The sequence below is a fragment of the Muricoccus radiodurans genome, assembly GCF_050154705.1.
Lineage (GTDB): Bacteria > Pseudomonadota > Alphaproteobacteria > Acetobacterales > Acetobacteraceae > Roseomonas > Roseomonas radiodurans.
On the sequence record NZ_CP189561.1, the window covers coordinates 5,610,722 to 5,624,082 of the forward strand.

Annotated in this window: 14 protein-coding genes; 10 read left to right on the plus strand and 4 right to left on the minus strand. The window is 73.1% G+C overall.

From position 1 onward, the window contains the following. Positions 1 to 111: 111 nt before the first annotated feature. Together ACP6CK_RS26100 and ACP6CK_RS26105 are read right to left on the minus strand one after the other, a co-directional pair. Positions 112 to 789: a flagellar hook assembly protein FlgD gene (locus tag ACP6CK_RS26100; protein ID WP_426956253.1), complete on the minus strand. Its 678-nt coding sequence runs from the start codon at positions 787 to 789 to the stop codon at positions 112 to 114. A 14-nt stretch (positions 790 to 803) separates the two neighbouring features. Continuing rightward, a complete protein-coding gene (locus ACP6CK_RS26105) occupies positions 804 to 2,387 on the minus strand; it encodes a flagellar hook-length control protein FliK (protein WP_426956254.1) in 1,584 nt (527 codons plus the stop codon). 215 nt (positions 2,388 to 2,602) lie between these two features. On the opposite strand from ACP6CK_RS26105, the gene flgE reads away from it, so the two are divergent. The 9 genes from flgE (at position 2,603) to ACP6CK_RS26150 (ending at position 11,237) form a co-directional block, all read left to right on the plus strand. Next, entirely contained in the window at positions 2,603 to 3,904 is a 1,302-nt protein-coding gene (flgE, locus tag ACP6CK_RS26110) for a flagellar hook protein FlgE (RefSeq protein WP_426956255.1), read from the plus strand. Between the two features lie 61 nt (positions 3,905 to 3,965). Further along, positions 3,966 to 5,492 carry a flagellar hook-associated protein FlgK gene (locus ACP6CK_RS26115; protein ID WP_426956256.1) on the plus strand — a complete coding sequence of 509 codons (1,527 nt, stop codon included), beginning with the start codon at positions 3,966 to 3,968 and terminating at the stop codon, positions 5,490 to 5,492. Positions 5,493 to 5,505: 13 nt separating this feature from the next. Then, positions 5,506 to 6,585 (plus strand): flagellin, encoded by a 1,080-nt coding sequence (locus ACP6CK_RS26120; protein WP_426956257.1) that lies wholly within the window; start codon positions 5,506 to 5,508, stop codon positions 6,583 to 6,585. 158 nt (positions 6,586 to 6,743) lie between these two features. Further along, positions 6,744 to 7,580, plus strand: coding sequence for a flagellin (locus ACP6CK_RS26125; protein ID WP_426956258.1), 837 nt, complete (start codon positions 6,744 to 6,746; stop codon positions 7,578 to 7,580). A gap of 116 nt (positions 7,581 to 7,696) precedes the next feature. Beyond that, positions 7,697 to 8,155, plus strand: a complete 459-nt coding sequence (locus ACP6CK_RS26130) for a flagellar biosynthesis repressor FlbT (protein WP_426956259.1) — start codon at positions 7,697 to 7,699, stop codon at positions 8,153 to 8,155. Beyond that, a complete protein-coding gene (locus ACP6CK_RS26135) occupies positions 8,152 to 8,502 on the plus strand; it encodes a flagellar biosynthesis regulator FlaF (RefSeq protein WP_426956260.1) in 351 nt (116 codons plus the stop codon). Before ACP6CK_RS26130 ends, ACP6CK_RS26135 begins: the two co-directional genes overlap by 4 nt. An 8-nt stretch (positions 8,503 to 8,510) precedes the next feature. Next, on the plus strand, positions 8,511 to 9,305 hold the full coding sequence (locus ACP6CK_RS26140; protein ID WP_426956261.1) for a DUF1217 domain-containing protein: 795 nt from the start codon (positions 8,511 to 8,513) through the stop codon (positions 9,303 to 9,305). 85 nt (positions 9,306 to 9,390) lie between these two features. After that, positions 9,391 to 10,437, plus strand: a complete 1,047-nt coding sequence (locus ACP6CK_RS26145) for an AbrB family transcriptional regulator (protein WP_426956262.1) — start codon at positions 9,391 to 9,393, stop codon at positions 10,435 to 10,437. 62 nt (positions 10,438 to 10,499) lie between these two features. Continuing rightward, entirely contained in the window at positions 10,500 to 11,237 is a 738-nt protein-coding gene (locus ACP6CK_RS26150; RefSeq protein WP_426956263.1) for a substrate-binding domain-containing protein, read from the plus strand. Between the two features lie 127 nt (positions 11,238 to 11,364). On the opposite strand, the gene ACP6CK_RS26155 is transcribed toward ACP6CK_RS26150, so the two are convergent. Both ACP6CK_RS26155 and ACP6CK_RS26160 read right to left on the minus strand, forming a co-directional pair. After that, on the minus strand, positions 11,365 to 12,306 hold the full coding sequence (locus tag ACP6CK_RS26155) for a hypothetical protein (protein WP_426956264.1): 942 nt from the start codon (positions 12,304 to 12,306) through the stop codon (positions 11,365 to 11,367). Between the two features lie 131 nt (positions 12,307 to 12,437). Beyond that, positions 12,438 to 12,956: an adenine phosphoribosyltransferase gene (locus tag ACP6CK_RS26160; RefSeq protein ID WP_426959980.1), complete on the minus strand. Its 519-nt coding sequence runs from the start codon at positions 12,954 to 12,956 to the stop codon at positions 12,438 to 12,440. A 202-nt stretch (positions 12,957 to 13,158) separates the two neighbouring features. Here ACP6CK_RS26160 and ACP6CK_RS26165 point away from each other — a divergent pair, with 202 nt between their 5' ends. Continuing rightward, on the plus strand, positions 13,159 to 13,356 hold the full coding sequence (locus tag ACP6CK_RS26165; RefSeq protein ID WP_426956265.1) for a DUF2842 domain-containing protein: 198 nt from the start codon (positions 13,159 to 13,161) through the stop codon (positions 13,354 to 13,356). Positions 13,357 to 13,361: the final 5 nt, after the last annotated feature.

A 13,361-nucleotide genomic window follows, 5' to 3' on the forward strand; every position in this document is an offset into this window, starting at 1 on the left:
TCAGGATGGAAAGGCAGGGCGGCCCCAGGGAGAGAAGGCATCCTCTCCCCGGATCGCCTCTCGTCGTCTTCCCGTCAGGCTGCCGCGAGAGGCTAAGGCGAGGTTTCCGGATCAGCTTCCGGGGGAGACGGACCGCACCTTGTCGAAGCCGTAGGCCGCCGCGCCCATCCGGAGCTGGAGCGAGGTCCCGCTCCGCTCCGCCCCCGTCACCGTGCCGAGTACGGTGAAGGCGGTGGTCGCCGCATTGCCGCTCGCATCCGCCCCGGTCACCGCCACGCGGTAGGCGCCGTCCGCCATCTGGCGCCCGTTCGCGTCCCGTCCGTCCCAGCGCCAGGTCGTCCGGTCGGTCCCGAGGTTCACCTGTGCCTCCCGGATCGTGTTGCCGGAGGAGTCCGTCACCACCACCCGCGCCGTGCGGGCAGCCCCGGCCGCCGGCAGGCGCACCGCGGCGGCGCCGTTCTGCAGCGGCAGGCTGTCGCCCTCCACCTCCACCTGCCGCCCGATCATCGGGGCGGAGGCCGCGAGCTGCGACGCCTGCTGGAGCGAGACCATCGTCTCCAGGTTCTTGTTCATCGCGATCTGCTGCTCGACCGAGGCGAACTGCACGAGCTGCGAGGTCATCTGGTTGGTGTCCAGCGGATCGGTCGGCGACTGGTTCTTCAGCTGCGTCGTCAGCATCGTCAGGAAGGTATCGAAATTCCCGACGAGCGCCGTCTGGCTGCCGGCGGAGCCGGTGGTGGCACGGGTGCCCGCGGCGGCGGCCGCGGCGGCGGTGGATGCGATGGCCATGCGGAAATCCTTTCTCAGAGTGCCATGTCGAGCAGGCCGAGCAGCGCCCGCCGCTCGGGAACCGGTTGCGTCGCGATGGGCTCCGCCGAGGCGCGCCTGCGTCCCCCGCCGCCCTGCCGGCCGTGCTGGGCCGCTCCGCCGCCACCATCGGAGAGCAGTGAGAAGGACATGCTCCGTCCCCCTTCCGCGCCCACGCCCGCGCCGCCCAGGGCGCGGTCCAGCGCCGCGCTGTCGCGTGCCAGCAGGGCCAGGGTTTCCGGCCGCTCGGCCGCGATGTGGATGGTCGCGGCCTCGCGGATCTTCTCCACGGCGATCTCGACGCGCCCGAGCTCGACCGGATCGAGTTGGAGCGCCAGACGGCCGCCGCCCGCGCCGCCGAGCGACAGGGCAATGGCGACCGGCGCCACTTGTTGCGCCGGAGGGGCCCGCGGTGCCGCGCGCACGGGAACGGGCGGCGCGGCGGGCAGCGGGGCCTGAAGTGGGGCCGCCGCCGGCGCGAGCGGCACCGCCGAGACCGGCAGGGCGGCTTCGGGCGCCCGCAAGGCCGGCGCTTCGGCGGCAGTTCCTCCGACCCGCTCGGCCGGAGCGGACGGAACCACCTCGCCCAGGCGCAGCCCGGGACCGGCGGGCTCGCCGGTGCCGGCCTCTCCCATGGCCTTGAGGCCCGTCAGAGTCGGGCCCGCCTCGGGCTCGTGGAGGATGGCCGCTCCGGGCGAGCTCGGCGCCCCATGGGGCGCGCACCCGACGGCCTGCTCGGCGTCCTTGATGGGAGCGGCCGTGTGCGCGGCCGGCGATCCCGCACCGGTCATGGATGGCGTATGCCGAGGCCCTCCCAGGGGCTCCGGCGCCCGCGGGACCGATCCGGGCCGAGATGTCGGACGGTTCGCGTCGTCATGGTCGGCCGGCGTCGGCGCGGTGGCGCCCGTTCCCGCGGTCGCCGGCACCGCGCCGGAGTTCGGCGCGGCCGGCGTTGTCGGCGCGATTCCGCCCTCGACCAACGGATTTGCCTGGGCGGGGATCGGAAGCGCCACCTCCGCCGCGCCGCGCTCCGCCAGATCCCCCGCCACCTCCAACACGTCTTCGTCCGCCGTGCCGGACGCGGCCTCCTCCGCGCTTGCGGCCGGATCGGCCGCAGGGGCGAGAGCGGCTTGAGGCGCGGCGGTCGGAAGCCCGGCCTGACCAGTCGCGAGCGTCCCCATTTCCGTCTCGATCCGGCCAGGGGACGTCACGCCGCTTCCAGCCGGCATCAGCATCGTCGATGCCGCGGAACCTTCGACCTGCTCCGTCCCCGCCGCGGATGCGGGCTCCGCGACGGCGATCAGGTCGGTCAGCGCCGCGGGCTGGCCGGTCGTTCCCGCACTCGTCATCGCGCCGGCCGATCCGACCGTCGCGACAGACCCGCCGGCCTCCCCCCCAGCCCGGCAGGGCGCTCGCGGCACAGCGCGGCCGGCGGTGGCCTGCGCGGGGCCGGACGGCGCCTCGGCCACACGCGCCCCGTCCAGGCGCCGCGCGAACTCGCCTGCCGTCGTCGACGGCGTGCCGGCACCGCTGGCGCGCGGGGCCGGGGCGGTCGTCGGCGGGTTGATGATGGCGTCCATCGGATCTCCGGCGCGGCCCGGGGAGGGCGCCGCGCCTGTCCCAGCGCAAGCCCCTTGCCAGCCCGCAGGCAGTCTTCACCCGGTATCCGCCGCCGCATCCCGGCAATCCGTGCCGCTCACCCGGCAGCCAACGCCCCCGTCGCGCGCCCCGTGCCCTGGCACAGCCGTTGCGCCGGGGCCGCCGCGATCCCTGCCCATCACGGAGCCCCCGCCGCATGTCGCTCTATGCCTCGATGACCACCGCCATCAGCGGGCTTACGGCCCAGTCCCGGGCGCTGGGCAACGTCGCGGACAACGTCGCCAACAGCCAGACCGTCGGCTTCAAGCGCACCGACACGAACTTCGTGCACTACGTCACCCAGTCGAACCAGCGCACGAACCTGCCCGGCACGGTCCAGGCGCGGCCGGACTACACGAACACGGTGCAGGGCACGATCCAGCAATCCGACAACCCTCTGGCCATGGCCATTGCGGGGAACGGCTTCTTCGCCGTCGCGCAGCAGCGCGGCACGGTGAACGGCCAACCGGTCTTCGGGGAATCGCCGGTTTACACTCGCGCCGGCGACTTCCAGATGGATCGCAACGGCTATCTCGTGAACGGGCAGGGCTACACGCTGCAGGGATGGCAGGCGAACGCCGCCGGAGAGCCCGACCGCACCCGGATCCAGCCCCTGCGGGTGGACCAGTCCGTCTTCAATCCGATCGCCACCAGCACGGTGACGCTCGCGGCCAACCTGCCCGCGGATGCCACCACCACCCCGGTCGGCGCCCAGGCGCAGGTCTACGACACGCTCGGCCGCCTGCACTCGCTCGACCTCAACTGGACGAATGTCGGCAACAACTCCTGGCAGCTCTCGATCGGCGCGGCGGACGACGTGAACGCCGCCGCGCGCGGCACCATCGTGGTGAACTTCGGCGACGCCGCGACCCCGGCGGCCGCGGACGGCACGATCGGCTCCTTCGGGGCCGCCACCGGCACCCTGGTCGGCAGCGCGGCCGGCAGCGGCGATCCGGCGCGGGTCACCTTCAACGCCGATTTCGGCCAGGGCCCGCAGACCGTCACCCTCGACCTCGGTGCCTTCAACCAGGCGCGCGGTCTGACCCAGTACTCCGGCCAGCAATACGCGGTGCGCGATCTCTCCCAGAACGGCGTTCCGCTCGGCAGCTTCTCCGGCGCCGCCCTGTCCGAGAACGGCGACCTGACCGTGAACTACGACAACGGCCAGACGCGCGTGATCGGCCGTGTGCCCATCGTCGCCTTCGCCGATCCGGACCGCCTCCAGCGCCTCGACGGCCAGGCGTTCACCCGCACGCCCGAGAGCGGCGAGGCGCGGGTGAACGATGTCGGCGGCAATGGCTCCGGCCGGATCGTCACCGGCTCGCTCGAGGGCTCGAACGTCGACATCGCGTCCGAGTTCTCGAAGCTCATCGTCGCTCAGCGGGCCTATGCCGCCAACACGAAGATCGTCACCGCGGCGGACGAGCTGCTGCAGGACACGATCAACATGCGCCGATGACCGCCTCAGCTTTCCTTAACGCTCGTCCCGCAAACATGGACAGCCGGGAGCCACGGAGACCATGAGCCTCGATCTTGCCCTGTCCATCGCGCGCAGCGGCCTGACCCACGTCAACCGGCAGCTCGCGCAGTCCGCGGCGAACGTCGCCAATGCAGGGACCACCGGCTACACGCGCAAGGAGGTTGCCGGCGAGGCGGTCGCCGCCGGCAACATCCTCGGCGGGGTCCGCAGCCTGGAGGCGCGGCGCGACGTGGACATGGCGCTCGTGACGAGCATGAACGCCGCCCGCGCCACCGGCGCCGCCGCCGACGCGAAGGCGCGTCTGCTGCAGGCGGTGGAGGTCGCCCACGGCCGCCCCGAGGCCGGGGAGTCGGTCGGCGACCTGACCGCCGTCCTCGGCGACGCCTTCGTCACCCTGCGCGACAACCCGTCGGAGCCCCAGCTCCAGGCAAATGCGGTGAACGCGGCGGACGATCTCGCAAACCGCTTCAACACGGTCTCCCGCGCCATCGGCACCGCACGCCAGGGCGCGCAGGACGGCATGGCCGCGGGCGTGGAGGCGTTGAACGCCGGACTGCGCCGCATTGCCGAGCTCACGGAGCGGATTCGTCCGCTCGTCGCCCGGGGTCTCAGCAGCGCGTCGCTGGAGGATCAGCGGGATTCCGCCATCGCCTCCCTCTCCGAAGAGCTGGAGCTGAACGTCGTCCGCCAGGCCGATGGCGGGGTCGTGCTGCTGAGCGGCGGCGTGGCCCTGCCTGTGCAGAAGGATGGAGATTCCTTCTCCTTCGCCGGCGGCACGGTCGGCGCCTCGGCCTATCACGGCGCGGGCGGCTCCCTGCCCGGGGTGATGCTGGGCGGGCAGGACGTGACGAAGCTTCTCGGCAAGGGCCGCCTCTCGGCCTATGCCGAGTTGCGCGACGACATCCTGCCGCGCCAGCAGGCGGAGCTGGACGTGGCCGCCGCCAACCTTGCCTCCCGCTTCGATGCGCAGGGTCTGCGGCTCTTCACCGGCGATACCGGCACGGTGCCCGATCCGACCGCGTCCTATGCCACCGGCGGCCTCATCGGCTTCGGGGGCGCCATTCGCGTGAACCCGGCGGTGGACTCGGACCCCTCTCTTGTCCGGGACGGGACCCATGCCGTCGCCGGCAGCGCCGGGGGCGCCAGCGCCTTCACGCCGAACGGCGCCGCCGGTCCCGCGGGCTTCACGACGCTGCTCGACCGCGCGCTGAACTTCGCCCTGGGCAGCGAGGTCTCGACGGGGAACCCCCAGCCCGGTTTCGTCACCACCGGCCTCGGCCCCGATGGAAGCCTCACCTCGACCCTCGTCTCGCCGCGCACGCTCGGCGACATGACCGCGCAGCTCGTCGCCACGCAGACCGCGGAACGCAGCCGCGCCGAGGCGACCGGCACGGCCTCGAAGGACCTTCTCGCCACGCTGGAGACGCGCTTCGACGACCAGTCCGGCGTCGACATGGACGAGGAGATGGCCTCGATGGTCTCCCTGCAGAACGCCTATGCCGCGAATGCCCGCCTGATGTCGGCGGTGCAGAGCATGTACGACGCGCTTCTCGCGGCCGTCCGGTGAGGAGGAAGGGCTGATGGCCATCACGGGAGTCGGCAGCGGCGCGCTCGCCCGCCTGATCGCGGATTCCACCGCGGTGAAGACGCGGATGGAGACGCTGACGGCCCAGGCGGCGGATGGGCGCCGCGGCGCGCTCTACGGCGACATCGCGCCGGACGCCCGCCGCGCGATCGACCTGCGGGCCGAGATCGGCCGGCGGGAGGCGCATGGCACGGCGATCGACCGCGCGCTCGGCCGCACGGCGGCGACGCAGGACACGATGTCCCGCCTCTCGGCGATCGTGGAGAGCTTCCTCGGCGAGGCGCAGAAGATCAACCGCACGGACAACGCGCGCATCACCACCGTCGCGGCTGGCGCCGCCCAGGCCGCGCGGGAGGTCGCCGGCCTGCTGAACGAGACCCACGCGGGCGAGTACCTCTTCTCTGGCACCGACACGGGCAACCCGCCCATCCCCGATGCGGACGGCATCATGTCCGGCGGCATGGCGCAGGACATCGCGGCGGCCGTCGCCTCCCTCGGGGGCGGGAACGCTGCTTCCGTCCTCGCGGCCACGAAGGCCGCGGCCGGGAGCGATACGGCCGGCACCACGCCCTTCTCCGCCTACCTTTCCGATCCCGCGCGCGGCCTGACCGAGCCGCGCCGCGCGACGCTGGCTGGCGACGGGGAGGCGATCCGCACCGGCGTCTTCGCTAACCGCAACGCGGATGCGACTTCCGGCGGGGAGACGACTGGTTCCTGGGCGCGCGACATCCTGCGCGGCCTCATGACCCTCGCGAGCCTCACGCCGCAGGCGGCGGCGAGCGCCGGCGACGATTTCGACGCGATGATGACCGGCGTGCGCGCCGGCTTCCGCTCCGCGGCGGATGCTCTGGCGGAGGAGGAGGGCTCGCTCGGCCTCGCCGAGAAGCGCCTCGAATCCGCGAGGTCGCGGCACGCCGACCTGCAGACCACCCTCGGCACCCAGCTCGCAGGCGTGGAGGAGGTGGACCTCGCCGAAACCCTGACCGCGCTGCAGGACACCCAGACCCGCCTCCAGGCGTCCTGGAAGGCATTGTCCATGATGGCGAGCCTGTCGCTGACGAGCTTCCTGCGCTAGCACCGGCGGGTGGAATTCCGCCGCATCTTCACGGAAAGCGGCGCTGTGTTCAGCCAGCCTTAACCGGACGGGGCCAGAATGACCCCACACCGCAAGACGCGGACAGCAACGGGAGCACCGAACAACCGGTCCTCCCTCTCTCAGGAAAGGGGCGCATCATGGCCCTGAACTCCGTGAACACGAACACCGGCGCGATGATCGCGCTGGCGTCCCTGAACAAGACCAACGACGCCCTGGCGGTGACGCAGAAGCGCGTCTCCACGGGCTACCGCGTGGCTGATGCGAAGGACGACGGCGCCGCCTTCGCGGTGGCGCAGTCGGTGCGCGCCGACATCGCCGGCCTGACCTCCGCCAACGAGCAGATGGGCGGCACCAAGGGCGTGCTGGACACGACGATGGCGGGACTGACGAAGGTCTCCACCGCCATGGCCGACATGAAGACGGTGCTGGTGAAGCTCGCGGACGAGACCCTCTCGACCGACCAGCGGACGCAGTACCAGACGCAGTACTCGTCCCTCCGGACGCAGATGCAGAACTTCGTGTCGGACGCCGTCTACAATGGCCGCACGCTGCTCAGCACGGCCACCGCGTCCGGCGGCGGCAACATCGCCACCACGCGCAACGAGACCGGCACGACCTACACGCTCAGCGCGGTGGACGGTTCCACCAACCTGATCGTGGCGACGGTTCCGACCTCGGCGGCGGCGGCGCAGGCGGCGCTGGGTTCCTCGGGTGACTTCGCGACGAAGATGGCCTCCATCAACACCGCGCTGAACACCTTTGGCAACGACAGCAAGTACCTGGACAGCCAGATCTCCTACAACAAGGAGAAGATCGACAGCCTGGACTCCGGCATCGGCGCCCTGGTGGACGCCGACCTCGCGAAGGAGAGCGCCCGCCTCCAGGCGCTGCAAATCCGCCAGCAGCTCGGCACCCAGTCCCTCGGCATGGCGAACCAGGCCCCGCAGTCGCTCCTCAGCCTCTTCCGCGGCTGACGGCGGGCTGACGAACGGCGCCGGCGCGGGGAACCGCGCCGGCGCCACCCCCTGGCGCCAGGATCGCGCGCCGGGTTCCTGCAAAACCCGAAAGCCCGGGAAGGATCGCGAAGACCGTGTCCACGCTCGTCCTCGAACTCCGCCAGGGCGACCTGATGGTCGTCAACGGCGCCCCCATCCGCTTCCGCAACCGCACGCGCATCGAGTTGACGGCCAAGGCCCGCTTCCTGTTCGGCAAGCAGATCCTTCCGCCCGATGCCGCCGACACGCCGGCCCGCCGCATCTACTTCGCCCTCCAGACCGCCTATATCGGCACCGAGGAAGAGCGCGAGGCCGGCCTCGAGAGCGCGCGCCAGTACATCGCCGACTTCCAGTCCGCGACCACCTCCGCGCTCGTCGGCGCCATGCTGGACCGCGCGCTGATGGCCGCGGAGGCGGATGATTGCTACACCGCGCTCAAGCTCGCCCGCCGCGTTATGCGGCACGAGGAGGCGGTGCTTGGCATTGCTCCGCCCGAGCGCCTCGGCCCGCCGCCCGTCGAGGCGGACGCCTGCCGGGACAGCGTTCCCGCATGAGCGTGACCCGCAACCCGATCGCGGCCTATGGCGCCACCCGCGCCGCCCGCCCGCTGAAGGAGGCGGAGGCGGACGTCTTCCGTCGCGTCACCGGCGGCCTCCGCGCCGCGCGCGACACGGCGGAGCCGATCGGTACCGTCCGCGCCCTGGCCGACAACCGTCGCCTCTGGATGGCGGTGCACGGCCTGATGGCCGATCCCACCAACGCCCTGCCGCGACCGCTGCGTGCCTCGATCATCTCCCTCGGGCACAGCGTGCTGCGGGAGATGGACGGGACGGAGCCCGACCTCTCCTTCCTTATCGAGGTGAACGAGCAGATCGCGCTCGGCCTCTCCGGCTCGCCCTAGGAACCGCCATGTCCGCCTCCGTCGCCCTCGCGATCCTCGGCGGCAGCACGGGCGCCAGCACGGCCACGTCCAGCCCCGCGCTGGCGCTCGCCACGCTCCGCCGCGCCGCGACGGCGGGGGAGGAGGCGAAGGGCACCGCGCGCCTTGCCAAGGACCCCGAGGTGAAGCTCGCCCTGTCGCGCTTCACCGAGGGCATCGCGCGCGCGAAGGACGTGAACGCCGCGCTCAGGGACCCGCGGGTCATGAACGTGCTGCTCCCCGCGCTCGGTCTGCCGGATGCGGTGGAGCAGGTCGGCCTTGCGCAGCGCGCGCTCACGGCCGATCCGAAGGCGGCCGACTCCCTCCTCACGCGCCTTTCCGACACGCGCTGGAAGTCGGCGGCCACGACGCTGAATCTCTCCGCCCGCGGGATGGACGCGCTGCGCGACCCGGCGGTGCAGAAGAAGCTCACGGAGGGCTTTCTCTCCTACAAGTGGCGGACCTCGCAGGACAAGGACGCGACCGGCGTCTCGGACGCGCTCTACTTCGAGCAGCGGGTGGCGACCGGAAAGGCGCTCTCGGTCTGGGAGGTGCTGGGCGATGCGTCGCTGCGCCGTCTCGTCACCGGTGCCCTCGGCCTGCCGGACTCCCTCGCGATCCAGTCTGTCGAGACCCAGGCGCGCGCCGTCGCCTGGCGCCTCGACCTGTCCAAGATCACGGACACGAAGAGCGCCGCGAAGATCGCGGAGCGCTACGTCATGTCCGCCGCCTCCGCCAATGGTGGCGGCACCGTCTCCAGCCCGCTTCTCTCCCTTTTCACATGACGCACCGCGTCGCGGTCATCGGAACAACGGCGCCTGTCCCGGCGGTTTGACCCGACCCCGCCCGCGCGCGATGCTGCGCCGCGGCATGACCCTTCCGAAGCCGCACTGGCCGCATTTCCGCACGCTGCTGGTCGGCGCCTTCGGCGGCGGACTGGCCGCGCTGCTGCACATCCCGCTGCCCTGGATGCTCGGCGCCATGGTCGCCGCGGCGGCGCTCACCTGGTTCACCGAGGTGGAGCGCCCGCCCTATGTCCGCGAGGCCTCGCTGATCGTGCTCGGCCTCGGCCTGGGCCAGAGCTTCACCGGCCCCGTGCTGGCCGCCGTAGCGGGCGCGATCCCGGCGATGGTGATCGCGGGGGTGCTGACGATCCTCTCCTCCCTGCTGGTGGCCGGCCTCTTCGCGCGCCTGGCGGGCACGGATTCCCGCACCGCCTATTTCTGCACCGTCCCCGGCGGGATCGTGCTGATGGTCGTGCTGGCGCAGCGGGCCGGGGCCAGCGTGCCGGCCGTGACGCTGTCGCAGACGCTGCGGATGTGCGCCGTCGTGCTGCTCTTCCCGCCGATCATCTCGGCGGTCGCGCCGCACGCGCTGGATTCGGCGTTCAGCGCCCCGCGCCTCGCGGCCAATGTTCCTGGCCTCGCCGTCATGGCCGCGGCCGGCGTGGCGGTGGCCCTGCTCGCGCGCCGCTCCGGGGTCGCCAACCCCTGGATGCTCGGCCCCTGCCTGCTGGCCATCCCGCTCTCCGGCCTGGGCTGGATGCCCTCGGGCGTGCCCACCTGGCTGGTGGACATCGCGCAGATCGGCATGGGCACAACGCTCGGCCTCCGGCTGACGCGCCGCTTCCTCCTCTCCGCCCGCCGGCTCGTCGTCGTGTCGGTCGTCTCCACCGTCGCGCTCTCGGCGATCCTGGCGGCGGTGGCCTGGGGGCTGGGCTGGCTCACGGACCTGCCGCCCGCGGGCGTCGTCCTCGGCATGGCCCCGGGCGGGATGCCGGAGATGGCGGTCACGGCGAAGGCGCTCGATCTCGCCGTGCCGCTCGTGCTCGGGTTCCACCTCGTCCGGGTGCTGCTCTGCAACGTCCTCGTCGGTCCGGTCTGGCGACTCGCGGTCGCGACCGGTGCGGTGCGCTGAACGCATCGGTTCCCTTCCCCCGGCGATGACGCGATGATCCTCCCGTCCTGGGGGACGCCGCCATGATCGCCAGACGCCCGCTTCTCGCCGCCTCCCTCGCGCCGCTGGCTGCGCAGGCGGCCGATCCGGTCCGCATCCTCAGCGGCGGCGCGCTGGAGCCGGCCGTCCACGCCGCCCTCGGCCTCTGGACCGCCGCGGGCGGCACGCCGCCGAACGTCGCCTACGCCACCGCCCCGCGCATCGCCGAACGCATGGCCGCCGGGGACCAGCCCGACCTCGTCCTCGCCCCCGTCTCGACGGTGGCGGCGCTGAACCGCAGCGGAAAGCTGGTCGCCGCGCCCGTGGCACTCGGCTCGGTCGGCGTCGGCATCGCCGTGCGGGACGGCGCGCCCGTCCCACGCATCGCCGACGAAGCCGCTCTGCGCGCCGAGCTCCAGGCCGCCGACGCCGTGATCTTCAACCGCGCCTCCACCGGCCTCTACATGGAAGGCCTGCTGGCCCGGCTCGGCCTCGACGTCGCTCTCGCCCCGAAGACGATCCGCTTTCCGGACGGCGACGGCGTCCTCCGCCGCCTCGCCTCGGGCACGGGGCGCGAGATCGCCTTCGCCGCCGCGACCGAGATCGCCCTGTTCCGGCAGCGCGGCGTGCGCCTGGTCGGCCCGTTGCCGGAGCCGCTGCAGAACCGCACGGCCTACGCCGCCGGCCTGTTCCCTGGAGACAACCCCGACGCCGCGCGCCTCCTAGCCTTCCTGGACAGCCCCGAGGCCCGGGCGGCGATGCGGGACGCCGGCGTCGAGTAGGCCCGGCACCGATCACGGGCGTCCCCGTCTTCGCCGCGCGCGGCAGCCTCGAATAAGAAGAATAAGAAGATGAGTGGGGGGCCGGGGAAGAGAATTCCTTCTCTCCCCCGGAGTCGCCCGCGCGGCCTCACCCCGGCCGCCACCCCAGGCGCCGGTCCAGCCAGGTTCGCCAAGCGAGGACCGCCTCCGCGGTGGGGATGATCGCCGCCAGCGCCGCGGCCGCCTCCGCCCCGGCCAGGGCACGACCCTCGCCCGGCTCGGCCCGTGCCTCCTCCTGCCAGCGCAGGGACGCGCGCCGCCAGGCCGCGACGAGATTCGCCGAGGTCAGCGCCGGCAGAACGAGCGAGGCGCGGAGCTGCACCGCCGCCACCGCCGCCAGCACCGCCCGCATCTCCGGCGAGGCCGCGGAGAGGCCCGAGGTCGCCTGGAAGACCGGCACCCCCTCGGCCTCGCCGGAAGCTGCGAAACGGAACCAGGGTGTGGCGCCGATCGCCCGCGCTGCCGCCACCGGGTCTGCCCCGGCGATGATGAGCGCGTCCGCCTGCCCGGCGGAGAAGACGGCCGCCGCCGGCCCCGTCACCGGCCGGGCCGGAACCCGCAACAGGTCCAGCGCCGCGAGGGCCGCCGCCTCTGGCGCGTCGGGCGAGCCGATCGCGACCCGCAGCGGCGCCTGGCCGCCGGCGGCGAGGGGACCCCGCCCGGCGAGCACCGCCCCCTGCCAGAGAGCCAGCAGCGCCACCCAGCTCCCCGGATCGAACCGGGCACGGCCGGGGTCGATCAGCCGCGCGTGCAGCGCCGCGCCGGGCAGGACGAGCAGCGCCTTGCCATCCCCGGCTTCCAGCGTGCCGAAGCGGTTCGCCGCCGTGACCCCGTCGGGCCCGCCGAGCACCGTCAGCCGCGGCGGGGTGGAGACCGGCAGCGCCCGGGCCAGGGATGCGGCCACCCGCCCGGCCCAGCGGACGCAGCCGCCATCCTCCGGCCCGGGAACGAGCAGCACTGAATCGTCCAGCCCGAGCGCGGGCTGGGCGCGCGCGGCGCCGGCCATCGCGAGCGACGCGGCGCCCCACAAGACAGCCCGCCGGCCAGGCAGGAGGGGAGGGGAGGAGCCCATGCCGCCCGGACGCTGCGCGCGGCCTGGGGCGGGATTGTGGCGGCCGGACAACGAAGCGTGCCGCAGCATCGAACCCGGGGCGGCCGGCCTCAGGAGTCGTAGGCCAGCAGCGACTCGAAGGCGACGTCGCCCAGGCGCTGCCGCCCGTTGAGGAAGGTCAGCTCGATCAGCGCGGCCGCCGCCGGCACCTCCGCCCCCGCCTGCTTCAGCAAGGCGATGCAGGCGGCCATCGTGCCGCCGGTCGCCAGCAGGTCGTCCAGCACCACCACCCGGTCGCCGGGCCGCACCGCGTCGGCCTGCATCTCGATCCGGTCGGTGCCGTACTCCAGCGCGTAGTTCAGGCCGATGATCGCGCCCGGCAGCTTGCCGCGCTTGCGCAGCATCACGAAGCCCAGGCCCAGCTCCAGCGCCAGGGGTGCCGCCACCAGGAAGCCGCGGCTCTCGACGCCGGCCAGCACGGTCGGCCGGTGCGGCCGGATCGCGTCGCCCAGGCGCCGCATCGCCTCCTTCCAGGCCGGCCCGTGCCGCAGCAGGGTGGAGATGTCGTAGAAGAGGATGCCCGGCTTCGGGAAATCCGGGATGCCCCGGATGTGGTTCTTCAGGTCCATGTCAGCGTCGCTCATGCCGGGGTTCCCTCTGGGGCAGGCCCCCGGCCCGCCCGCGTCACGTCGAATCCCGTCCCGCCTCCGCCGAGGGGGGAGGGGCCGGGGCGGCGGAAGCTAGACCAGAACATCGCGGGGGAAACCCCGCCGGTCCGCCCCGCGGCCGGCGCCTCTTGGCACCCGCCGCCGCCTGCGCCAAGGAGGCCGCATGTCCCGCATTCCCGTGGCCGTGGTCGGCGGCCTCCTCGGCATGGCGCTCTACATCGGCTTCGTGGTGGCGCTGGCGGATTTCGTCCTGCACCGCCACTGGGCCGTGCAGGTCGCCTATTTCGCGGTCGCCGGCTTCGCCTGGACCTTCCCGGTCCGCCGGCTGATGTACTGGGCCGCTGGGATGAGCCCGCGCTGACGACG